The organism is Alcaligenes sp. PF14, assembly GCF_037150615.1.
Taxonomy (GTDB): Bacteria; Pseudomonadota; Gammaproteobacteria; order Burkholderiales; family Burkholderiaceae_B; genus Alcaligenes; species Alcaligenes phenolicus.
The window spans coordinates 234,186-255,100 of sequence record NZ_JBAGRS010000007.1 but is presented as its reverse complement, the minus strand read 5'-3'; the positions used below and the strand labels follow the sequence as shown (position 1 = coordinate 255,100).

18 protein-coding genes are annotated in these 20,915 nt (G+C 56.6%); 9 read left to right on the top strand and 9 right to left on the bottom strand.

Annotated features, from left to right (window positions below; all coding sequences use genetic code 11):
- Positions 1–40 precede the first annotated feature (40 nt).
- Both WFM49_RS16090 and WFM49_RS16085 read left to right on the top strand, forming a co-directional pair.
- On the top strand, positions 41–1,165 hold the full coding sequence (locus tag WFM49_RS16090; RefSeq protein ID WP_009460777.1) for a DUF3182 family protein: 1,125 nt from the start codon (positions 41–43) through the stop codon (positions 1,163–1,165).
- Complete coding sequence (locus WFM49_RS16085; protein ID WP_083054568.1) at positions 1,162–1,923, top strand: alpha/beta hydrolase family protein; 762 nt, start codon at positions 1,162–1,164, stop codon at positions 1,921–1,923. Before WFM49_RS16090 ends, WFM49_RS16085 begins: the two co-directional genes overlap by 4 nt.
- A 1-nt stretch (position 1,924) precedes the next feature.
- On the opposite strand, the gene WFM49_RS16080 is transcribed toward WFM49_RS16085, so the two are convergent.
- From WFM49_RS16080 to WFM49_RS16065, 4 genes are read right to left on the bottom strand one after another with little or no spacing between them, the layout of a single operon-like run.
- A complete protein-coding gene (locus WFM49_RS16080) occupies positions 1,925–2,491 on the bottom strand; it encodes a cysteine dioxygenase (protein WP_060186695.1) in 567 nt (188 codons plus the stop codon).
- 55 nt (positions 2,492–2,546) lie between these two features.
- Positions 2,547–3,299 (bottom strand): enoyl-CoA hydratase/isomerase family protein, encoded by a 753-nt coding sequence (locus tag WFM49_RS16075; protein ID WP_009460771.1) that lies wholly within the window; start codon positions 3,297–3,299, stop codon positions 2,547–2,549.
- A gap of 43 nt (positions 3,300–3,342) precedes the next feature.
- Positions 3,343–5,445 carry an acetate--CoA ligase family protein gene (locus WFM49_RS16070; RefSeq protein ID WP_336974286.1) on the bottom strand — a complete coding sequence of 701 codons (2,103 nt, stop codon included), beginning with the start codon at positions 5,443–5,445 and terminating at the stop codon, positions 3,343–3,345.
- 34 nt (positions 5,446–5,479) lie between these two features.
- Positions 5,480–6,478, bottom strand: a complete 999-nt coding sequence (locus WFM49_RS16065) for a Bug family tripartite tricarboxylate transporter substrate binding protein (RefSeq protein WP_137430679.1) — start codon at positions 6,476–6,478, stop codon at positions 5,480–5,482.
- A 341-nt stretch (positions 6,479–6,819) separates the two neighbouring features.
- Between WFM49_RS16065 and acuI the strand changes: the two genes are divergently transcribed.
- The 3 genes from acuI to WFM49_RS16050 are packed head-to-tail and all read left to right on the top strand — an operon-like array spanning position 6,820 to position 9,752.
- Complete coding sequence (acuI, locus tag WFM49_RS16060; RefSeq protein WP_336974283.1) at positions 6,820–7,806, top strand: acrylyl-CoA reductase (NADPH); 987 nt, start codon at positions 6,820–6,822, stop codon at positions 7,804–7,806.
- A 45-nt stretch (positions 7,807–7,851) separates the two neighbouring features.
- Complete coding sequence (locus tag WFM49_RS16055) at positions 7,852–9,003, top strand: CaiB/BaiF CoA transferase family protein (protein ID WP_336974280.1); 1,152 nt, start codon at positions 7,852–7,854, stop codon at positions 9,001–9,003.
- Entirely contained in the window at positions 9,000–9,752 is a 753-nt protein-coding gene (locus tag WFM49_RS16050) for an enoyl-CoA hydratase/isomerase family protein (protein WP_336974278.1), read from the top strand. The genes WFM49_RS16055 and WFM49_RS16050 overlap by 4 nt, the downstream gene beginning before the upstream one ends.
- Before the next feature lie 117 nt (positions 9,753–9,869).
- On the opposite strand, the gene WFM49_RS16045 is transcribed toward WFM49_RS16050, so the two are convergent.
- Complete coding sequence (locus WFM49_RS16045) at positions 9,870–10,619, bottom strand: IclR family transcriptional regulator (protein ID WP_250756086.1); 750 nt, start codon at positions 10,617–10,619, stop codon at positions 9,870–9,872.
- A gap of 285 nt (positions 10,620–10,904) precedes the next feature.
- Between WFM49_RS16045 and WFM49_RS16040 the strand changes: the two genes are divergently transcribed.
- On the top strand, positions 10,905–11,432 hold the full coding sequence (locus tag WFM49_RS16040; RefSeq protein WP_336974275.1) for a DUF2478 domain-containing protein: 528 nt from the start codon (positions 10,905–10,907) through the stop codon (positions 11,430–11,432).
- Between the two features lie 117 nt (positions 11,433–11,549).
- On the opposite strand, the gene WFM49_RS16035 is transcribed toward WFM49_RS16040, so the two are convergent.
- From WFM49_RS16035 to WFM49_RS16025, 3 genes are all read right to left on the bottom strand, one after another.
- Entirely contained in the window at positions 11,550–14,837 is a 3,288-nt protein-coding gene (locus WFM49_RS16035; RefSeq protein WP_336974273.1) for an autotransporter outer membrane beta-barrel domain-containing protein, read from the bottom strand.
- Positions 14,838–15,018: 181 nt separating this feature from the next.
- The gene (locus WFM49_RS16030; protein WP_250756089.1) at positions 15,019–16,041 is read right to left on the bottom strand and encodes a zinc-binding alcohol dehydrogenase family protein; all 1,023 of its coding nucleotides are present in this window, start codon (positions 16,039–16,041) and stop codon (positions 15,019–15,021) included.
- A 31-nt stretch (positions 16,042–16,072) separates the two neighbouring features.
- Positions 16,073–17,173, bottom strand: a complete 1,101-nt coding sequence (locus WFM49_RS16025) for an alkene reductase (RefSeq protein WP_250756090.1) — start codon at positions 17,171–17,173, stop codon at positions 16,073–16,075.
- 175 nt (positions 17,174–17,348) lie between these two features.
- On the opposite strand from WFM49_RS16025, the gene WFM49_RS16020 reads away from it, so the two are divergent.
- Complete coding sequence (locus tag WFM49_RS16020) at positions 17,349–18,263, top strand: LysR family transcriptional regulator (protein ID WP_336974269.1); 915 nt, start codon at positions 17,349–17,351, stop codon at positions 18,261–18,263.
- A 41-nt stretch (positions 18,264–18,304) separates the two neighbouring features.
- On the opposite strand, the gene WFM49_RS16015 is transcribed toward WFM49_RS16020, so the two are convergent.
- Positions 18,305–18,910: a TetR/AcrR family transcriptional regulator gene (locus WFM49_RS16015; RefSeq protein ID WP_022983581.1), complete on the bottom strand. Its 606-nt coding sequence runs from the start codon at positions 18,908–18,910 to the stop codon at positions 18,305–18,307.
- Between the two features lie 142 nt (positions 18,911–19,052).
- Here WFM49_RS16015 and WFM49_RS16010 point away from each other — a divergent pair, with 142 nt between their 5' ends.
- Positions 19,053–19,631: a cupin 2 protein gene (locus WFM49_RS16010; RefSeq protein WP_009460742.1), complete on the top strand. Its 579-nt coding sequence runs from the start codon at positions 19,053–19,055 to the stop codon at positions 19,629–19,631.
- A gap of 40 nt (positions 19,632–19,671) precedes the next feature.
- A complete protein-coding gene (locus tag WFM49_RS16005) occupies positions 19,672–20,913 on the top strand; it encodes an ABC transporter substrate-binding protein (protein ID WP_031233034.1) in 1,242 nt (413 codons plus the stop codon).
- Positions 20,914–20,915 lie beyond the last annotated feature (2 nt).

Sequence of the window (20,915 nt, the reverse complement as noted above, 5' to 3'; positions counted from 1 at the left end):
TGACACTGGCCGCACTCTCTTTACTTAAAAGGATGGCCCCATGAGCAAGATACTTACCTCTACGCCCAAGACCTCCTTGCAAATCAGCCTGCCCAGCAAGGGCTGCAACAAGGGCGCGCTCCAAAGTCTGGAATTCATGGCCAGGGAACTGGCGCAATTCCTGGATCTGCCTCGAGTCCATATTGACTATGAAGACCAGCTAAAGCCCAGCTCCGGAAACACTTACTACCTCCCCCTGCAGACCTTGAGCCTGGAGCAGGCGCGACAACTGGGTATCGAACAGGCCTCCCAACTGTATGGGGGTGTAGTGCCATATGACTTTCTGGCCCATAAAACCGTCGCCCATCCCCTTCCCCAGGACGATATGGACCGCCCGGAAGGCTGGAACAATGAGCTGGGCCTGGCGTTACGGCACACGGTCTTGCCAGGCTACAGCGTCTTTTCAAGAAACGACGCGCTACGCACAATGAGCCTTCTGGATGAAGCAGGCCAGACCGGCATACGGGCCAAACTGGCCAGTGCTAATGCAGGCAAAGGCCAGAAGGTGATCTACAGCCGTCAAGAGCTGGAAGAGCTCTTGAACCTGCCGCCGTGGCAGAGTCAACTGGAACAGGGTCTGGTACTGGAGGAGAACCTGCTCGATGGCGAGACCTTCAGCATCGGCCAGACCCAGGTGGGCGAGCATCTTTTTTCCTATATCGGCCAGCAACACCAGACCACCAACCTGCAGCACGAGTCCGTATATGGCGGCTCCAGCTTGCTACTGGTTCGCGGCGGGTTTCAGCAGTTGCTGCAGCTCTCGGGCATGAAGCGCATTGAGCATCTGCTTGAGCTGACCATAAGCTACGAAAAAAACATCAGGCAGGCCTTTCCTGAACTGTATGCCTCACGTCGCAACTATGACCTCATCGTCGGTAAAAATGCGCGTGGCCACTACAAGGCAGCCGTACTGGAACATTCCTGGCGTTTCGGCGGAGCGTCCATTGCAGAGATTCTGGCCATCCGCACCCTGCAACGCCACCCTGAGCTCCAACATACCCACGCATGGACACGCGAGCGCTATCTGGACGATGCCAGCCTGGTGAAAAACTCCCCTCATCTTTACAGCCTCGACCAAGAAGACGAGGCTTATCTTGCCCGCTTCGGCGGCCCACTGCCATCATGAGTACGGAAATTTTCAACACCACCATCAAAGTGCCCCATCAGCACCTGGATGCACGCCTGCTAGTCCCCCAATCCCCTGTCCCTGGCATTTTGTTCGTGCACGGTTGGGGCGGCAGCCAGCACTTTGACCTGAAACGCGCCCACACCATTGCCGGTATGGGCTGTATTTGTCTGACCTTTGATCTTGCCGGGCACAATGCCAATCAGCACGAGCGCGAGAACGTCACCCGAGAACAGAACTTTCAGGACATCTGCGCGGCCTTTGACACCTTGAGCAGCCACCCTATGGTGGACTCCAGCTCCATCGCCATTGTGGGGCACAGTTATGGCGCCTATCTGGCCTGCCTGTTAAGTGAATTTCGATCGGTACGCTGGCTCAGCTTGCTGGCTCCTGCCTTGTACCCGGACGACGACTGGCTGTCTCCAAAGGATCAGCTCAATCGAGAGTTGCTGCAGGACTACCGTCTGCATACTCATTCTCCGCAAGAGAACCGCGCCTTGCAGGCCTGCTCCAAATTCACGGGAGATGTTTTGCTGTTTGAAGCGGAATACGATGAGCTGATTCCCCGCCAGACCTTGCTAACGTATCGCCAAGCCTTCAGTCAGGCTCATTCCCTGACACATCGAGTGCTGGAAGGCAGCAACCACGCACTGGACGAGAAAGTCGCCCAGCGTGATTACTCCGTGCTGCTTTACCGCTGGATTCAGGAAATGATTATTGGCGCCCGTATTGGGCACCTGCCCAACAACACCACTTGACTCACGCGACAGCCGGACGGTTGGCATAGCCGGAGACAAACTCCTTGGCCTGCCCAGTCTGCGGGTCAAAGACGTGACGGCGTACCTTGCCGATATCCGCACCATAAACGTGAATGCTGATGGATACCTGGTCGTCATACATATTGGAAACCTCGTGTATATCACCCACCGTGGGTGACACCACTTCCACCACGCCTGGTTCCAGAGTCTGTGTGTCTTGTTCTGTCATATGGCCGGTATCGGGATCACGGTCAAAAGGCCGGGAGCGTTCCGCGCCACGCAACATACCAATCAAGCCCCACACGGTATGGTCGTGGATAGGGGTTTTCTGGCCGGGACCCCACACAAAGCTGACCACGGAAAAGCGTTCCTGCGGACAGCAATACAGCAAGTACTGCTGATAAAACTGGGGATGGGGCTGGGTGTACTCCGGGGCCAGCCAATCGTCCTGGGCCACCAGTTCGCCCAGCAGGACACGGCCATCACGCAGGATATCCGCCTCGGCGACAGCCGGGCGGCCGGTCAATTCATTCATCCCTTGAATAAAACGCTCAAAACGGGGGTGCATAAGGGGATGTCTCCATAGTTGACTGGGCCTTGCGGCCCAATTCGTGAATCAGTTCTTATTTATTCAGATACACCGGGGCACGCTTTTCTTTGAAGGCGTTCATCCCTTCCTTGGCATCATAACTATCCTCGATCGCTTTCAGTTGCCGCATGGTGCGCGCCATCTGCTCGGACGGGCCGCGCGTCAGCACTTCATTATTGATAAAGCGCTTCAAGGTTTGCAAAACACGCGGCGACATCTTGGCCAAGTCCTGCGCCATACGCACAGCAGCCTGGACTTGCTCGCCTACCGGCACTACTTCATTGGCAAAACCCAGATCGTAAGCACGGCGGGCTTCCAGCGTGCGGCACAACAAGATCACTTCCATGGCGGCATGATGCGGAATGCGCGAGGCCAGGCCCGAGATGATGCCGCCGGTAAAGCCCAGCTTGGCTTCGGGGTAAGAAAACTTGGCACTCTCGGACGCTACCAGCAAGTCCGTCATCATGGCCATCACCAGGGCTCCCCCCACGCACCAACCGCTGACGGCCGCAATAATGGGCTTGTCGGTTTCAAAGCCTACCGTGGGAATGGCGCGCCACAACTCGGGCCACTCATTAATATCCGCCCCGGCAGAAAAAGCATCATTGCCTGCCCCGGTCAGCACGGCTACGCGGCGTGTGGGGTCTTCGTCAAAGGCCAGAAATGCCTGCTGCAGTTCCTTGACCACGGTAGCGCTCAAGGCATTGCGGCGATCAGAACGGTTGATCGTGAAGATGGAAACACCGTCATCATGGTTTTCTACAAGAATGCACTGATAATCCGACATGGTTTACTCCTCCTGGGTATTTTTCAAAGAATAGGTTTTGGTTTTATTCGCCTATGGACAGGCGGGCATCGACGGCGTGACAGCGGGTAGCCGCCACGATCAAGGGGTTGATGTCCAATTCAAAGTTGGTGTCGCGCAAGTCGTGGGCCAGGAAGCTGACACGCATAATCGCATCGAGCACACCGTCACGATCCAGCATGCGTCCCCGGTACCCCTTCAGCAGCTTGTCGATCATCAAGGTAGATAAAAGTCGATCTGCATCAGCCAGGGTTAAAGGGGCCGCGGCAATCACCCGGTCCGACAGCATTTCCACCAGAATGCCGCCTGCACCAAACACCACGACCGGGCCAAACTGCGCATCCTGACGGGCGCCGATCAGCAGCTCCACATCCCCCTTGGCCATGGCCTGTACCAGCACGCCTTCCAGACGGGCATCTGCTTTATAGGCTTTGGCATTGGCGTAGAGCCGGGCAAAATCGCGTCGCAAGCTGGCGTCGTCGGCCACATCCAGCGCCACCCCACCCGCCTCGGTTTTATGGACGATATCGGGGGAAACAATCTTCATCACCACCGGATAGCCAATCTGCTCGGCCTGCACCACGGCCTGTTCCACGTCCTCGCACACCTGGCCCAGATTCACGGGCAGGCCGTAATGCGCCAGCAGACGTTTGGACTGATCTTCATTCAAAACACCGCGCGGCATGACCGTGGGCGCTTGGCAGGCACTGGGACGCAAGGCTTGCTGGCGCGGCACAAACTGACCGTGACGTTTCCAGGCGGACAAGGCCAGCGCTGCTTCCAGGCTGGAGCTGGCATACGCATGGCCATGCTGGGCCAGCTTCTGCCGCAAAGGCTCGGACGTTACGCCCGCATCAAACGCCACCATGACGGGCTTGGCCCAGTGCGGTTCGGGATGGATGATTTTTTCAATCAGGGCCGCCATCCACTCCTGCGGACACATGGAAGCCGTGATCAATACCGCGTCACTTTGCTGATCCTGCATCAAGGCATCCAAAGTAGCGCGGGCCACTTCGGTGGAGTCCTGCGTCAGACGCGCTCCCAGATCAACCGGGTTATCCGCCTGCCCTGCCGGGTAGTGGGCAGCCAGAGCCTGCTTGGTAGTAGCGGAAAAACTGGACAGTTCCACGCCATGCTCTGCCAAAGCATCTGCAGCCAAGGCCCCACCGCCACCCGAAGGCGTCACAATCGCGACTTTGGAGATCTTGTTGCAGGTAAAGCGCACCATGCTGTTTGCCAGCAAGAGCATGGCCCCCATATCGTCCATCAGGCTGATGCCTTCATCGCGACAGACACTGGCAAACACATCATGGTCGCCCGCTACGCTGGCGGTATGCGAAAAGGCGGCCGCCTTGCCCGCACTGGAGCGCCCTGCCTTGACGGCCAGCCAGGGCTTGCCCGCCGCCTGCGCCCGACGAGCTGTGCGACGCAAAGCCTGGGTATCTTTAATGCCCTCTATATAAGTACAGATCACTTGCGTCTTGGGATCATCAATCAGGAAATCCACAAAGTCGCACAGATCCAGGTCAGCCTGATTACCCACCGAAAAACCGTAGGTAAAGCCACCGCCCATCGCCCAGGCCCGATCAAAATAGGTAGTCATCAAGGCACCGCTTTGGCTGACAAAACCAATAGGCCGTTCCGGCAGGCTGTCTCTGTCCAGCACCGGCGAAGAGCACAGCACCAGACTGCGGCTGGGGCTGATCATGCCCAGGCAATTGGGGCCGATCAGTCGCATGCCCGAGTCACGACAGATACGCAGCAAGGCCTGCTCGCGCTCCAGCCCGCGCTCGCCTGCATCAGCAAAGCCTGCGGAGATCACCAGCAAACCGCGTACCCCCATTTGGGCCGCAATCTGCGCCTGTTCCAGAACGGTATCGGCCCCCACCGTAAACACGGCCAGATCCGGAGCGCTATCCAGTGCAGCCAGACCGGGCACAGCGGGCAAACCAAACAAACTGCTGCGGCTGGGATTGATAGGCAGGACCTTGCCGCCATAACCGTGCTTGAGCAGCATACGGAACAGTCGGCCGCCAAACTTGGACTGATCTTCCGAGGCGCCGACCAAAGCTATGGATGCCGGGTCCAGCAAAGCGTCCAGCGTGCTGGCGCAAGTGACGGTTTCCATCACGTTTGTCTCCTGTTGGTGGTTCTGTGAGCGTTTAGTCATCGCTCATCTTGATGGTCTTGAGCAGCTCGCTGTAATAAGCCCGACTCTGCTCCAGATCCTTGGCATACGCATCGCCGTCTTTCCAGCTGGCACTGACACTGATGCGGTGGAAACGCTCTTGAGTCTGCGGCTCGGCCAGAATTTCTTCGGTAGCCTTGGCCAGCTTCTTCATGACATCGTCAGGGGTGCCAGCCGGCACCGCCAGCCCCCAGAACCCTTCAAAAGGCAGGGCCAGATCAAAACCGGCTTCTTTCGGTGTGGGCACATCCGGCAATTCGGGATGACGCACGCTGGCATAGGTCACCAGGGCTTTGGCCTTGCCGCTCTTCACCAGCTCCAGCCCGACTCCATCAATAAAGAAATCGATGTGATTGCCCATCAAGGCCGTCATGGTGTCTGCCGAGCCTTTGAACGGCACATGCAGCAAGTCCAGTTTCTCGGCTTTTTCCAGAATCTCTCCCGCCAAATGACCGCCAGACGCTATACCTGCCGAACCATAGGTCAAGGTGCCGGGCTCCTTGCGGGCCAGCTCGACAAACTCTTTCAAATTGGAGACGGGCAAATCATTGCGCACCGTCATGATGGGAAGGTAACCGGCCAGACTGCCTACAAAATCAAAGCCCTTGATCGGGTCATAAGGCACGTCTCGTATATAGGGCAGCACGGTAAAGGCGGTGCTGGTGGCCAGCAACAAGGTGTAGCCATCGGGTTTGGCGCGACCCACAATAGACGTGCCCAGCGAGGTGGTGCCGCCGGGCCGGTTTTCAATCACGATGGGAACACCAAGCTTGACGCGCAGACGGTCGGCAAACAGACGCGCCAGATTGTCGCTGTTACCACCTGGGGGATAGGGAACCACAAAGGTCACTTCACGGCTGGGATAGGTATCGGCCGCGATGGCAGCCGGAGCAGAAAAGCTGCTGACTGCCGCCAGTCCCGAGACCAGCACTGTGCGTAGAAACCCTGTGCGCGAAAAAAAAGAACTGAACATGATCCTTGCCTCCTGTGTGAGAGTTTTCCTCTCTTTTTGTTCCAATATATAGAACGCTGTTCTTGTTTTTGATATTAAAAATGCCGTGAGAACGGCTTGAATACAACAGACAGCAACAACACAAGCAACTTAGGACAACGGTTCAAATAGTGGGATATTTGATTTCAGGTGTCAACTATTAAACCCCTTCGGGATTTCCCCAGTTCGATCATCTGGTCGCATTGGGCTTGACCGCAACGAGCTTCTGGATAAAATGAAAACACTGCTTTTCCATGTCAATTTGAAGAACGCTGTTCCAAATATCAGAACACAAACCCTTAACTGATCGAAGGAATTCACTCATGTTCTCTGCCATCGTCATCGACAAAACCGACGGCCAATACAAAGCCAGCCTGCAATCCCTGGACGAGTCCGCCCTGCCCGAAGGCCAGGTTACCGTCCGCATCGACTACTCCACCCTGAATTTCAAAGACGGCCTGGCCATGACGGGTAAATCCCCCGTAGTGCGCCAGTTCCCCATGGTGCCCGGCATCGACTTTGCTGGCACAGTGACCGACAGCAGCGACCCGAATTTCAAGTCCGGCCAGAAAGTGGTGCTTAACGGCTGGGGCTTGGGTGAGGTCCATTGGGGCGGTCTGGCACAGCAAGCACGCGTGAAAGGCGATTGGCTGATTCCCCTGCCCGACGCTTTCTCCACCAAGCAAGCCATGATGATAGGCACCGCCGGCTATACCGCTGCACTGAGCGTGCGTGCCTTGCAGCGCCAAGGCGTCACGCCTGACAAGGGCCCGATTCTGGTGACAGGTGCCGCGGGTGGCGTGGGCAGTGTCAGCGTGGCCCTGCTGCATGCCCTGGGCTACACCGTCATGGCCAGCACAGGCCGACCTCAGGAAGAAAGCTATCTGAAGGCGCTGGGCGCCAGCGAGATTGTGGACCGCAACACCTTGAGCGAACCGGGCAAACCACTGGGCAAGGAGCGCTGGGCCGGAGCCATCGACAGCGTAGGCAGCCATACCCTGGCCAATGTCTGCGCAGGCACACAATACCTGGGTGCAGTCGCCGCTTGCGGTCTGGCCCAAGGCATGGATTTCCCCGCTTCCGTGGCCCCCTTCATTCTGCGTGGTGTGCAATTGATTGGGGTGGACAGCGTCCATTGCCCCAAACCCGAGCGACTGGCGGCCTGGGACTTGCTGGCCAAGCATTTGTCTATCGAAGCCCTGGAGCGCATCGGCGCCAGCACCATCACACTTTCCCAAGCCATTGATCAGGCCGGCCAGTTACTGGAAGGCAAGGTACGCGGCCGCATCGTGGTTGATGTGAACGCATAAGGCCCTGTCGGCCCCCATCTACCTATCATGCTCTGGAGCTGATTCATGGATACGACATTGCCCCTGAACGGGGTTCGGATACTGGAATTTTGCAATGTGGCCGCTGGCCCGTACTGCGGTATGTTGTTGGCCGATATGGGGGCTGACGTCATCAAGATCGAACACCCCAAAGGCGGTGACACCTTGCGAAGCTGGCCGCCCATCAACCAAGGGTATAGCGAGAACTTCGCTTCGCTGAACCGCAATAAGCGCTCGGTCACGCTGGACTTGAAGAACCCTGAAGATGTAGCCAAGGCACGCCAACTGGTGCTGGATGCCGACGTCTTGCTGGAGAACAACCGGCCCGGCGTCATGCAGCGTTTGGGACTGGACTACGAAAGTCTGAAAGCTATTAATCCCAGACTGCTGTATTGCTCAATTTCCGCCTATGGACAAAGCGGCCCCCGCTCGCAAGAAGGCGGTTTTGACCTGACGATTCAGGCCATGAGCGGCGTGATGAGCGTGACGGGCGAAGCAGGTGGCGCCCCCGTTAAATGCGGAGTTCCACTGGCGGACTTTGCGGCCGGTTTGTATGCGGCGTTTGCCATCAGTGCCGCCTTGCCTCAAGCCCGCGCCACCGGTCAGGGCGCACATATCGATGTGCCCATGTTGGGGACCACCTTGGCCATCGCCGCACTGCAAACCTCAGAGTATTTCGGCAGTGGTCGCGACCCGGACAAGCTGGGTTCCGCCCACCCCCGTAATGCCCCCTACCAGGCGTTCCAGTGCAAAGGCGGTTACTTCGCCATGGCAGCGGGCAACGATGCGCTGTGGCGCTCCGTCTGTCAGGTTGTAGAACGCCCGGACCTGACCGAGGACGAGCGTTTCACCAGCACCACCCTGCGCGCCAAACATCAAGACGCCTTGCGTGAACTGCTGGAAGCTATTTTTGCGCAGCACGACTCCGAACATTGGCTGACGCAATTCCGTGCCCAAGGCGTACCCTGCAGTCCCATCAACCGCTATTCCGACGTGCTGCGAGACCCGCAGGTCGAGCACATGGAGTGGGTGCAAAACATTCGCCTGCCGGGCACAGACACCGAGACGCGCACCTTTGTCTCGCCCCTGCGTATCAATGGAGTGGGCTTGCCCGTCCGTATGGCCCCCCCGGCATTGGGCGAACATAACGACAGCATCTTGCACGGAGTTACCCCATGACAGAGCCGTATTGCAGCAGCAGTCCCGACCTGAACGTGGACTGCGCGGGCAAAGTCTGGACACTGACGCTGAACCGGCCTGACAAGCGCAATGCCTTGTCGGCCGATCTGGTCGAAGCCTTGATCGCGGCCGTGCAGGCCGCAGAAAAGGCCCAGGCGGATCTGCTGATATTGCGCGGTGAAGGCCGCAATTTCAGTGCCGGTTTTGACTTCAGCGACTACGAGCAACAAAGCGAAGGGGACCTGGTACTGCGCTTTATCCGCATCGAAACCCTGCTGCAAATGCTGGCCCATACGCCTTGCGCCACCCTGGCCCTGGCGCATGGGCAGAACTTCGGCGCCGGGGTGGATTTGATTGCTGTTTGTCGTCAACGTATCGCCAGTGCCGATGCCCGCTTTCGCATGCCCGGATTGCAGTTTGGTCTGGCACTGGGAACAGGCAGGCTGGCTGCCCTGATCGGCGGCCAGCAGGCTCATCAACTTCTGGCAGGAAGCCAGGTTTTTGATGCTGCCAAAGCGGAGCAGCTGGGTTTTATTAACGGCATACAAGAGCCCGATGCATGGCCTGCTGTCATCGAGCAGGCTCAACAGACTGCGGGCTTGCTGGACGCCACCAGTCGCACCTATCTGCATCAGTTAACGGGCTGCCCACAACAAGCTGATCGGGATATGACAGCCTTGGTACGCTCTGCTTCCGCACCCGGCCTCAAACAAAGAATTGCGGCCTTCCGGCAAGCCGCAAAATCTTGAACTTTCATTCCTGAATGGAACTGCCCCCAAAAACTGGAGACGCATCCAGATTTTGGGGGCAATTGGCATCCGGGCGGCTTCTTGCAGCCCGGACAAGCTGACGGGGGCTGTAGCAGCTTAACGGCCGCTATAGCCCAAACGGCGCGAGATCTGTGCCGCTGCCGTCATCAAGGTTTTACCGGCCTGAACCAGCCGGGCTTCCTCCAGACGTTCCGCAGGCCCGGAAATACCCAAAGCCGCCACCACCATTCCACGACTATCGTAAATAGGCGCAGCCGCCCCCACGACCTGCTCACGCCATTCGCCACGGTTAATGGCATAGCCCTGTTCACGCACCTGCTCCAACTCTCGGCGCAAATCACCAAACTTGACCAGACTGCGAGGCGTATAAGGCTTGAGGCGGTTCTTGACCAGATTCAAGGTGTCTTCACTGGCCCATGCCAGCATGGCCTTGCCGGTAGCCACACATTGCGCAGGCGAGCGACCACCCACCGTGGTGTAGGCGCGCACGGGCTGCGGGCTGTCTATCTTTTCGATATACAGCACCTCGACTCCGTCCAGCAACGACAAATGCACCGTCTCCTGGGTTTGCTCGGCCAGCTCTTTCATGAAAGACAAGGCTTCCACCCGCACATCCAGACGGTTGGCCAGGCCCGAGCCCAGCTCCCAGAGCTTCATGGTCAGCTCGTAGCGACCCGTATCTTCATTCTTGCGTGCAAAGCCCTGGTGAACCAGGGCCTGCAACAGGCGATGCACATTGCTTTTATTGAGCATCAATTGATTGGCCAGTTCGGTGACACCCGAACCGCGTTCGTGCTTGGCCAGGGCTTCCAGGAGCACCAGGCCCTTAACAAAAGTCTTGTCCAATCGAATATCCCATCAGTCACTAAAAGTGCATGAATTGTCTCATGGAACAGAACCACGCCATAGCCAGACAAGCCCGTATAGCAAAGCAGCAAGCGGCTTTCGCAACAGTTCCATCCGCTGTTCAAGCAGAAAGGCTTCGAGACTTGAACCTTAAACAACAAGCCTGCTACCCACCAAGGCCAAACACCGGCCAGCAGCACAGAGGTTTTTCCGCTTTCCAGCCCAGGCCAAATGCGTGTACAAAGAGCCTTGCCTTCTCTTTCTACTGCCCGGAGCCACATCCCGATGGACACCAATTCCCCGCCTCTTGCCCTTGCGGCCATCGTGCACGCAGGCAAAGGCAGTGCCGACGCCTTGCTACTGGAATTCGTGCAGGAATTGCGCGCGAAGAACTATCGCGTCTGTGGTCTGGTGCAAGGTCCGGAAATTCAGAAGGAAGACCATAGCCTGCGCACGGTACAGGATCTGGACAAGGGCACGCTGTATCCCATTACCCAGAACCTGGGGTCGGAATCCACCGCCTGTTGCCTGGACATTGGTGCCTTGCTGGAAGCCAGCGAAGTACTGCGGCAGGCGCTGGAAAGCCCGGCTGATCTGGTGATTGTGAATCGCTTTGGAATCATGGAAGCGGACGGCCAGGGCTTCAACAACGAGATCCTGGCCTTGATCGACCAGGGCTACCCGGTGCTGACTGTTGTGGCCCACACCTACCTGCCTGCATGGCGTGAGTTTACAGGTGGCCTGGCGGTGGAACTGGAGCCGGAGCGTCAGGCACTGTGGGACTGGTTCGAGAACAGCCGCCAGGCCGCCTGAAGGCCTTCAACGGGGCTAGCGTGATCCAATTTACGGAGCTGCCAGAATCAATCCGGCAGTTCCCTAGCAAATAGTCATGGCTAACAGATAGCCCTTCAAAACCCCGGCTAATCCAGCCTAGAACGCCCAGTTCAGCGACACACTCCCCGAAATATCTGCCCGGCTATTGCCCAGCAAACGGGTCCCCGCCGATACCCCCAGACGCAAGCGCTCGGAGCTTTGCAGCGTCAATCCTGCGCGCAAGGCCAACGCATGATTGTCTACCCGTGCATAGCGACCATCAAAGCCCGTCTGTGGCGAGGCCTCAAACTGTGCGTACTGCGTCTGCTTGCGGCCCAGCAAAGCCTGCTCCCACGAAGCCGAAACCTCAGCCTTCAAACGACGGCCCTGTTTCAATTCCCAAGCCTGGCTAACAGCCAAGCCCAGCGACGCTTGCAAGGACTGGGCGCGGGTCGAATCCAGCTGCAAGCGGCTACCTGCATCACCCTCTTCACCTAAACCGGGGCGACTGTAACGCAGGTAATCCAGGGCCAGCACTGGACCTATGCTGCCTGCTTCACCCAAGGGCCAGTGATAGGCCGTCTGCACGCCTGCAGCGAAGGTATGGCCCGTCCAGTCAGATTTGGGATTGGCCTGATAATCAGAAAACGCAATGCGTCGGTTCAATTTACCCTGCTCCAGGCCCATACGGACTTGCGCCAAGCCTTTCCAGCCCTCACGAGCATCCGCACGGTACAAGGCATGCACACCGGCACCCAACCCCGTCAGCGTGCTCTTGGCCTGATAAGGGGCATCTATATTCAAGCTTTGCTCATTGGCAGTCGCATGGGCACCCCAACTCCAATCGCTGCCTGCAGCGCGATGTTCCGCACCGAACACGACACCATAAGTCTGGCTGCGGTGGTCTACATCATTGCTGCTTAACTGCCAGTGATAACGGCCACCAAAAGGCTGGATGAAAGTCTGCCAGCCATCCTTGCCCAGGCCAGGGCGCTGACGCAGTTGCTCGGACACCAACTGCTCGCGACGCAAGCTGGCCGCCAATTGAGCCCCATAAGCACCAGCACTTAACTGATTGAGTGCGTCACCAATCTCGCTGCCATCCGCTGCGGAGAAGTCCAAAGCCTGGTAGACAGAGGCCAAGGGACGCTGATTGTCAGTGGAAGCCTGCTCCAGACTGCGGCCCACGGCACCCGCATTCGGATTGCCTGCGTAGGGCGAATAAGCCGTTGCCTGACGGCTGACCGACCAGCCAGCGTTATTCACGTGCACGCTCAGGCTGGGCGAATTCAGGCTGGCAGTCAGCAGATCAAAACCACCCTGGGTCTGTGTGGCCTGAAAGACCGTGTTCTGGCTCAAGGACCAGCCATCGGCATACCAGTCAGGCTGCAATTGCAGCTTCAATTCACCAGCCAGTTGAGCCAGACCTTGCACTTCAATCCGGTCATGCTGACGCGTGTCGGCTTCGATCAATACCCGGCCTTCAGGAGCCTGAACGAAATCGCCTTGAATCGTCATCTGACCAAAGGAGTTACCCGGGCTCAAGGTGCCGTGGTTACTGAAATTACCTTCCGGATTGATGGCGTAGCTGCTATTGCCGCTCAGCGTAGCGCCTGCATCCACACGCAGACCATGCAGTTGATGCTGGCCATTGAGCGAGCTTTCGCCCCCTGCAATCACCACGGCCAAGTTGTCCGCGCCCTGAATATTGCCGTCATAACGCAGGCGGAAATCAGGATCGGCCTCTAGCGTGGCACGCCCTTGCTCATCTGCCTTCTGCCCAAAATTCAAATGGGTGACAAACAGCTCGCCGTTGCTTTGACGAGTGGAATAGTCAGACAGGATATCGCCCTGAATCCGGGCACCTTGCATGATGTTGATATTCTCAACCTGTGCATTGCTGGAAATCTGGATAGCGGCTTTCTTGCCCGACAAGAGACCGGCTAAATGGTAATCCTTGATAAGGGCGCCCTGCAAAATCTGGGGCACATAGCCAAGCGGCTTGTTCTCCAACGGCGAGAACCATTGCCATGAACCATGATAACCATCCTGATTGCCCCTGGCGTTATTGCCAAAATCAAACAAGGCCGCCACCCCGTCCTCACCCTGCGCACGCACTTCGCCCTGCTGCACGATCGTGTGATTACGACCATAGCTGAACTGCAGACCACGACCAACCCAGCCCTGGGCATGGATACGTGTGGAGGCCGGAATAATCAGTGTGTTTTCACTACCGTCCACCCGCACGCCTATACCGCCAGGGCCGGCGCCAAGCAAATCCGCCGCTTGGGTAATCGTATTGCGCTGGCCATAAATGTGCAGGCCCAGGCCCTGAGTCGCGGTGTTGTACTGCCCCGGCAGATACGCTGTACCCTCGGCATTACGCGCAAAGAAACCATTCTGATTGACCAGAGTGACGTCATCCCCGTAAACCGAATAACCATAGAAATTACGCCGGTCGATCTGCAAGCCCAGATCCTGCATCACCGCGATTTCAGCTTCCATGAAGTTGGTGTAATTGCGGTAACGTTGATGGCTCATCAGGCTGTTGCGCAACTCGCTGTGACTCATGTAATCCGTGTCTATACCGGCAGCAGGATTGTCATGAAAAGTCAGAATGCTGACCGGGACGCCGGGCATGGCATCACCCAACACCTCCTGCACATGCTGGCCGGTAAAGTAGCCCTGATCCTTGCGCAGATCGAAGGCCTGCGCATCATAGGGATGACTGCAAGGCGTACACAGAATGTTCTGCTCAGGGCGGGCCGGATTGCCATTGTCATCCCGCAAACCCGCCGCCCACCGATTCAGGAAAGGAGCAAACTGCGGTGTACCTGTGCCAGGCCCATTCCTGTCGGCAACCACATTCCCCAAACCCAGGGCATGCGCCAACTCGTGAAAAATGACCCCGTTATAGTCCGCCTGACCCGTCAAGGGTAATTGGCTGGGATTGACCGGGGCCGTATCAAAGGGCATCAGCCCGATATTGATAATCCCATGGGGGCTGTCGTAGTCCTCTGGCGACAAGGCATTGAACAGAGCGGCCTGCAGCATGGAAACCGCCACCGGATCACCCGCCATCAACCAGGGATCGCTGCTGGCAGAGGCACCGGGCGCCGCGAAGGTGCCCAGATGGACAACGCCGGGACGGTAATTCGGCGGCAGAATCAGGATTTCAGCCCAGCGCTCCAGCGCCGCACGAATCTTGCGGCGGCCGTTTTCGTCCACATCAAAGGCCGACGGCCCAATATTGCCATAAGGACCATCCTGAGGGCCAAAGACCCGCAGTTCAAAGGCCGCTTCCCCTTTCTTGTTGTAGATAATTTCAGTCTGGTAGGCGTGGGCGCTGGCCGAAGCCGCTAGCAAGACACCAGCACTGAACAGGGTTTTCAAAATCGCGGACATGAGCTTGGGCTCCAGGCGTGGGCAATACACAAGACGTCCCATGTAGTAAACGCCCCAGGGACAACCTCCGAGCAAGCACATTAATGCAAATAAAGCCTGGAAACCGTTTAATTCAAACCACCAAAAACCCGCTGTGGCCATATGGCAACGCGGGTTGGTGGCTCAAAACACAATAAGCGGTTTACGCGTCCCACCCCTCCAGCACCAGCTTGCCACGTGCTTTACCCGACTCCAGCAAGGCATGGGCTTTTTTCAGATTGCTGGCATTGATACTGCCAAAACGCTCGGTCAAGGTTGTGCGGATCAGACCGGCATCAATCAGGTCAGCGACTTCGCTCAACAAGCGATGCTGGGCCAGCATGTCGTCCGTGCCAAACAAGGAGCGGGTAAACATGAACTCCCAATGCAAGGACACAGATTTGCGCTTGAGCTGGCTGACATCCAGACTGGCGGGATCATCAATCAGGCCAAACTTTCCTTGCGGGGCGATGGCCTGAACAATCTGCTCAAAGTGCTGATCGGTATGCGTCAGACTGACGACATAGTCCACTTGCGGGTAGCCGATACGCTCCAGCTCGTCAGTCAAGGGCTTGCTGTGATCAATCACATGGTGGGCACCCAGTTCACGCACCCAGGCCTGGGTTTCGGGGCGGGAAGCGGTGCCAATCACGGTCAAGGAAGTCAGGCGGGATGCCAGTTGCGTCATGATGGAGCCCACTCCACCGGACGCCCCTACAATCAGCAGGCTCTTGCCGCTGGGAGCCTTGCCAGGTGCGATCCCCAGACGGTCAAACAGCATTTCCCAGGCAGTGATGGTGGTCAGGGGCAAAGCGGCTGCTGCGGCAAAATCCAGCGATTTGGGTGCATGCGCCACGATGCGCTCATCGACCAGATGCAGTTGGCTGTTCGTGCCCGGACGCGCAATCGAACCGGCATACCAGACGCGATCACCCGGTTTGAACAAGCGGACCTCAGGGCCAACCGCCTTCACAATGCCACTGGCATCCCAGCCCAACACCTTGTACTGCTGCCCGGCATCCGGCCCACCACGCTGTCGCACCTTGGTATCGACCGGGTTGACGGACACCGCTTTTACCTGGACCAGCAAGTCGCGGCCTGTGGCCACCGGGTCGGGCAACTCAATATCCATCAGGGACTCAGGCAGCTCTATCGCTTGGGGCGCTTTATACGCAATCGCTTTCATCTTTTTTCCTTATAAAAATCAATGACCTGTCTTAGGCCATGCTCGGATAATCGGTATACCCGTGTGCGCCACCCCCAAACAAGGTTTGTGGATCGAAGCTTGCCAAGGGAAGCTGATCACGCAAGCGTGCAGGCAAATCCGGATTGGCGATAAAGGGGCGACCAAACGCCACCAGATCAGCCAGGCCACTCTTTACAATCTTCTCGGCTCTGTGTGCGTCATATTTGCCCGCAACCATAATTCGACCCGAAAAGTGGGCACGCAAGGCATGGCGAAAATCATCAGGAATCTCAGGGGCATCATCCCAATCAGCCTCTGACAAGTGAATGTAGGCCAGACCCTTGCCGTCCAATCCCTTGGCCAACTGCAAGATCGTTGGAATGATTTCGGGGCAGTTCATGGCTCGCTGCGTAATAAAGGGGGCCAGACGGATACCCGTGCGCTCTGCTCCTATCTCTGCCGCTACTGCTTCGACCACCTCTGTGGCAAAACGAATACGGTTCTCCACACTGCCCCCATACGCATCTTCACGGTGATTGGATGTGGTGCGCAGGAACTGATCAATCAGGTAGCCATTGGCACCATGGATTTCCACGCCATCAAATCCCGCTTGCATGGCCTTGGCGGCCGCCTGGCGGTAGTCCTTAATCACAGCTGCAATCTCTTGCTCGCTCAGGGCGCGCGGTACGGGGCAATCCAGCATCCGCCCCACCCCGTCCTCCCCCACTACCCAAACCTGAGCCTGGGGAGACAAGGCGGAAGGGGCCACAGTCTGACCATCTGCATGAAAGCTGGCATGAGACATCCGACCCACATGCCACAGTTGCAAGACAATCCGGCCACCTGCTTGGTGCACAGCATCTGTTACCAAGCGCCAGCCCTGCACCTGCTGCTGGGTGTAGATGCCGGGAGTAAAGCTGTAGCCTTGCCCTTGTCGCGAAATCTGCGTCGCTTCGCTAATTAACAAGCCTGCACTGGCACGCTGAGCGTAATACTGGGCCATCAGCGCATTCGGAATATCTCCTGGCTGATCAGTGCGGCTACGTGTCATGGGAGCCATCACGATACGGTTAGGCAACTGCAAGCTGCCCACTTTCAATGCCGAAAACAAAGTAGATGTTGCTAGACCCATGATTTGTATGCCTCATCAAGAAAATGAAAATGTGGATCACAGTGTGCCTTTTCAGGATCTTTAGAAAAACAGGCTTTTGCTTGAAACGATATTCAAAAATACGTTGAAAATAGCGTCATAATTAATTCCATTAATTAGCTTTTCAGCATAAAAACCCAGCCCAGCGAGGCACGTTATGAAAGCACTGCAAGATCTGGAAATTTTTGTTCGCACCGCTGACAACGCCAGTCTGTCCGCCACGGCACGAGGTTTGGGCATAACACCGGCAGCCGCCAGTGCGGCAATCAAACGCCTCGAATCAGAAGTGGGTGTACAGCTTTTTCTGCGCTCCACGCGCCATTTGCGGCTGACCTCTGAAGGCGAAGTGTTTCTGGCTCAATGTCGTCCCGCCCTGTCCGCCTTGCAGCAAGCCAGCCTGCAATTGTCCAGTGGCCGCCCAGGCTCCCGGGGCCAATTGAAGCTGGCCGCCCCGTCCGATCTGGGGCGCAATGTGCTGTTGCCTTGGTTAAATGAATTTCAGGATGCCAATCCGGGCGTGGACATACGCCTGCATCTGTCCGATCGGCTGGCTAATGTATACAGCGAACCCATTGATGCAGCCTTTCGCTATGGTCATCCGGCAGACTCCAATTTGGTGGCTCTGCCTATCGCCCCCCAGCATCGGCGCGTGCTGTGTGCAGCCCCCTCTTACCTAAGTCGTCACGGTACCCCCAAGACCCCTGATGAGCTCAAAAACCATGACTGCCTGTGTTTTATGCTAGGTGAGGACGTACACGATCGTTGGCGTTTTGAACGAGGCGGTGAGCCGACAATGACTGTAGCTGTAAGAGCCGTAAATGTGTCTAACGATGGGGATGTTGTCAGGCGCTGGGCTTTATTGGGCAAAGGCATTGCCTATAAAGCCTACTTCGACGTAGCGAACGATCTTGCCAAAGGGCACTTGCTTCCACTTTGCCAAGACTGGGGCTTTGAAGCCTCGCCCCTTTACCTGCTGGCTGCTGGCCGCCAGCAGATCACACCGCTATTGCGCGAGCTGCACCAATTTATAGTCCAGCGAATCAAGGCATGGGGGCAGGCACCCTCTTATTGAGGGTGGTTATTGAAACAGACTGGGCTTAGCCGCATAAATCTTTACCTTAGTCCGTCCAAAAAAGCATCCACACGGTACGCAATCACGGCATCCAGTTCATCAGGCACCTCAAGCTGATACACCCATTTGCGTACCCCCATATAAAAGAAACTACTGTGTAGCCCCCACCAAGCCTCGTTCTCCAGCATCGCCTGATCTGATGTCAAGGCCTGCTCCCGCCCCAAGTCGTAATGCAACTCCTGGCTCAGAATTCTGAAAATCCGTTCATGAAGCATTTGCAGATAACGTTGGTTCAAAGACGGATCCTGCAAGCCCGCATACAGAAAAATCCGTACCCATTCGCTAGTTAATATTGCCTGGGTGTAGTCCACAAAGTACTGCACCAAACGATCCCGGAATGGACGACTTCGATCAGCCAGCCAGACCTCCCAAAGCGGATTCCAGCGACTTAAGAACACCCGCTCATACACTTGCTCAATCAGCTCCTGCTTGCTAGGAAAGTATCGATACAACAGTGGTTGCGTGATGTGCAGCTCACGAGCCAACTCTCTGGTCGTCAAGGCAAATCCCTTTTGAGCAAAAAGCTCGATGGCCTGCTCCACCATTTGATCTCGTCGGTCTACCCCAGACAAATGCTTCCGTGGCATATCAGCCTCTTTTCTGGGTGTATCTGAAGGCGGTAAGTGCTCAGCCATGCTAGGGAAACCCCTCATTTAAATTAAATTGCGGAACTTAAATTATCGCACGATAATCTTTTTTATCGTTTGATAAACTTTAAGGAAAGAGACAATGATTGAGCACAATCAAAACCCCACTAATTCCAACCGCATCATCCCCTGCAGAGTTGCCTCTCGCCAGGAGATGCTGACCCGTGTCGCTAGATTCGCAGATCTGCGTGGTGCCAGCACAGGACTGCCCGATATGAATCACCCATTGGGGGTCCGAACCCTGATGAACGTCATAGGCTTTGCTCCACCTGAAGAGGGTGGGCTTTCTCCTGTCGGCTCCGCCGCCTCTGCGGCTGCAGCCATTGCAATCAATGAGGGATTTAATCTGGGCTTTGCCAGTGCCAAGCCAGGTTGCGGTGCCTTTGCCCATGTGCATGACACCAACGAGACTTTTATGCCTTTAACAGGCCGTTGGCGATTTTTCTTTAACGAGGGCTCTGAGCAAGAGCATGTAGATCTGGGCCCCTACGACGTGATTTCCATGCCAGCCGGCATTGCCCGCGGATTTGAAAATATCACCGAGGGCGACCCCGAGGCAGAGTCCCTGCTGCTTTACGTCATTGCCGGAACACAGCCTAAGGTCGAGTACACCGAAAACGCGGTACAGCGGTTTGCCCCCTACCAACCCAATACTCAGTAGTCCTCCAGTTGCCTGGCCCATGCTCTCAAGGATCCCTCTCATGGATAAGAACGCTCTCTGCTCCCCAAAGCGTCGTCGATTACTCCAGTTTTCGGCGGCCTCACTCACGGCTTTATCCGTGCCTAGCTGGGCACGGGCACAAGCCAACTCACCTATAAAGGTCGGTTTCATCGCTCCACTTACAGGCCCTTATGGCGCCGACGCTCGCCTGGAAGTGCTGGGTGCCCAATTAGCTATCCAGCAATTCAATGAAGCTGGCGGCCTGGGGGGGCGCATGGCTGAACTGCTGGTACGCGATTGCAGGCTGAATGCCGGCGAGGGTGCAACACGCGCACTGGAACTGATCGAAACGGAAAAGGTTAATTTCATTGCAGGTCCTTTTGGCCCAGCTGCCTTCTCGGTCAACAGTGTCATCAAGGCCAAAGGTGTACCGTACACCCCTATAGCCAATTCCGATTCGATAAACCAGGCGACTGAATGGAGCAAGTACCTGTTTCATGAAGGGCTAACACCAACGGCCACTGCAGGCGCACTGGCTCGCTACGTGGTGCCACAAGGTGCCAAGCGTATCGTCATGCTGACTGCCGAATATATCTATGGGCAAGAAATGGCCGCAGGTTTCAGGCTCGCAGCAGAACAGCAAGGGGCAGAAATCATCGACGATATTCGTCACCCTTTAGGCGTCAATGATTACTCCACATTGTTCCCGCGCATTCTGGCGCTCAAACCGGACCTGCTGGTCATCAATAATTTCGGTAGAGACCAACAAGTCGCTTTAAAGCAAGCCCGGGAGTTTGGCCTGAAACGCAAAATGAAACTGGCTGTTCCCCTTATGGTGCATACCGCCAGGCAAGTGGACGGACATAAGGTCTATGAAGACGTTTTAGGCTGCATCGGCTACTACTGGGGAATTGAAGACTCGGTGCCTAGCGCGGCCAAATTTAACGCTGGATTTCGTGCAATTTCGGATGGTGCCAATCCATCTGATTACGCGGCCTTGGGTTATGCCAGCGTCCTGTCTCCCTTGAAAGCCGCAATCCAGGCTCAGTCGATTGAACCTGACGCACTTGTTCACACGCTCAGCTCAATGCAGTACGACTACTACAAAGGTCCCCAGTTTTACCGTCGTTGCGACCATCAATCAGTGCAATCTGTTTTTATCGTGCAGTCCAAAGCTCCCGAACAAGCCAAGACTGACGATGATTTATTTGAGATTCTGGCAACCGAAGAGGCGGCGGAAAATCGTTTGATGTCTTGTGAAAGCCTGGGCTTTACCGCATAGGG

Coding starts and splice junctions, on each gene's coding strand:
- WFM49_RS16030 (WP_250756089.1), bottom strand. CDS start 16,041: ATGAAAGCGATTGCGTATAAAGCGCCCCAAGCGATAGAGCTGCCTGAG.
- WFM49_RS16040 (WP_336974275.1), top strand. CDS start 10,905: ATGGACACCAATTCCCCGCCTCTTGCCCTTGCGGCCATCGTGCACGCA.
- WFM49_RS16075 (WP_009460771.1), bottom strand. CDS start 3,299: ATGTCGGATTATCAGTGCATTCTTGTAGAAAACCATGATGACGGTGTT.
- WFM49_RS16090 (WP_009460777.1), top strand. CDS start 41: ATGAGCAAGATACTTACCTCTACGCCCAAGACCTCCTTGCAAATCAGC.
- WFM49_RS16010 (WP_009460742.1), top strand. CDS start 19,053: ATGATTGAGCACAATCAAAACCCCACTAATTCCAACCGCATCATCCCC.
- WFM49_RS16050 (WP_336974278.1), top strand. CDS start 9,000: ATGACAGAGCCGTATTGCAGCAGCAGTCCCGACCTGAACGTGGACTGC.
- WFM49_RS16020 (WP_336974269.1), top strand. CDS start 17,349: ATGAAAGCACTGCAAGATCTGGAAATTTTTGTTCGCACCGCTGACAAC.
- WFM49_RS16055 (WP_336974280.1), top strand. CDS start 7,852: ATGGATACGACATTGCCCCTGAACGGGGTTCGGATACTGGAATTTTGC.
- WFM49_RS16080 (WP_060186695.1), bottom strand. CDS start 2,491: ATGCACCCCCGTTTTGAGCGTTTTATTCAAGGGATGAATGAATTGACC.
- WFM49_RS16035 (WP_336974273.1), bottom strand. CDS start 14,837: ATGTCCGCGATTTTGAAAACCCTGTTCAGTGCTGGTGTCTTGCTAGCG.
- WFM49_RS16070 (WP_336974286.1), bottom strand. CDS start 5,445: ATGGAAACCGTCACTTGCGCCAGCACGCTGGACGCTTTGCTGGACCCG.
- WFM49_RS16015 (WP_022983581.1), bottom strand. CDS start 18,910: ATGCCACGGAAGCATTTGTCTGGGGTAGACCGACGAGATCAAATGGTG.
- WFM49_RS16005 (WP_031233034.1), top strand. CDS start 19,672: ATGGATAAGAACGCTCTCTGCTCCCCAAAGCGTCGTCGATTACTCCAG.
- WFM49_RS16065 (WP_137430679.1), bottom strand. CDS start 6,478: ATGTTCAGTTCTTTTTTTTCGCGCACAGGGTTTCTACGCACAGTGCTG.
- WFM49_RS16025 (WP_250756090.1), bottom strand. CDS start 17,173: ATGGGTCTAGCAACATCTACTTTGTTTTCGGCATTGAAAGTGGGCAGC.
- WFM49_RS16085 (WP_083054568.1), top strand. CDS start 1,162: ATGAGTACGGAAATTTTCAACACCACCATCAAAGTGCCCCATCAGCAC.
- acuI (WP_336974283.1), top strand. CDS start 6,820: ATGTTCTCTGCCATCGTCATCGACAAAACCGACGGCCAATACAAAGCC.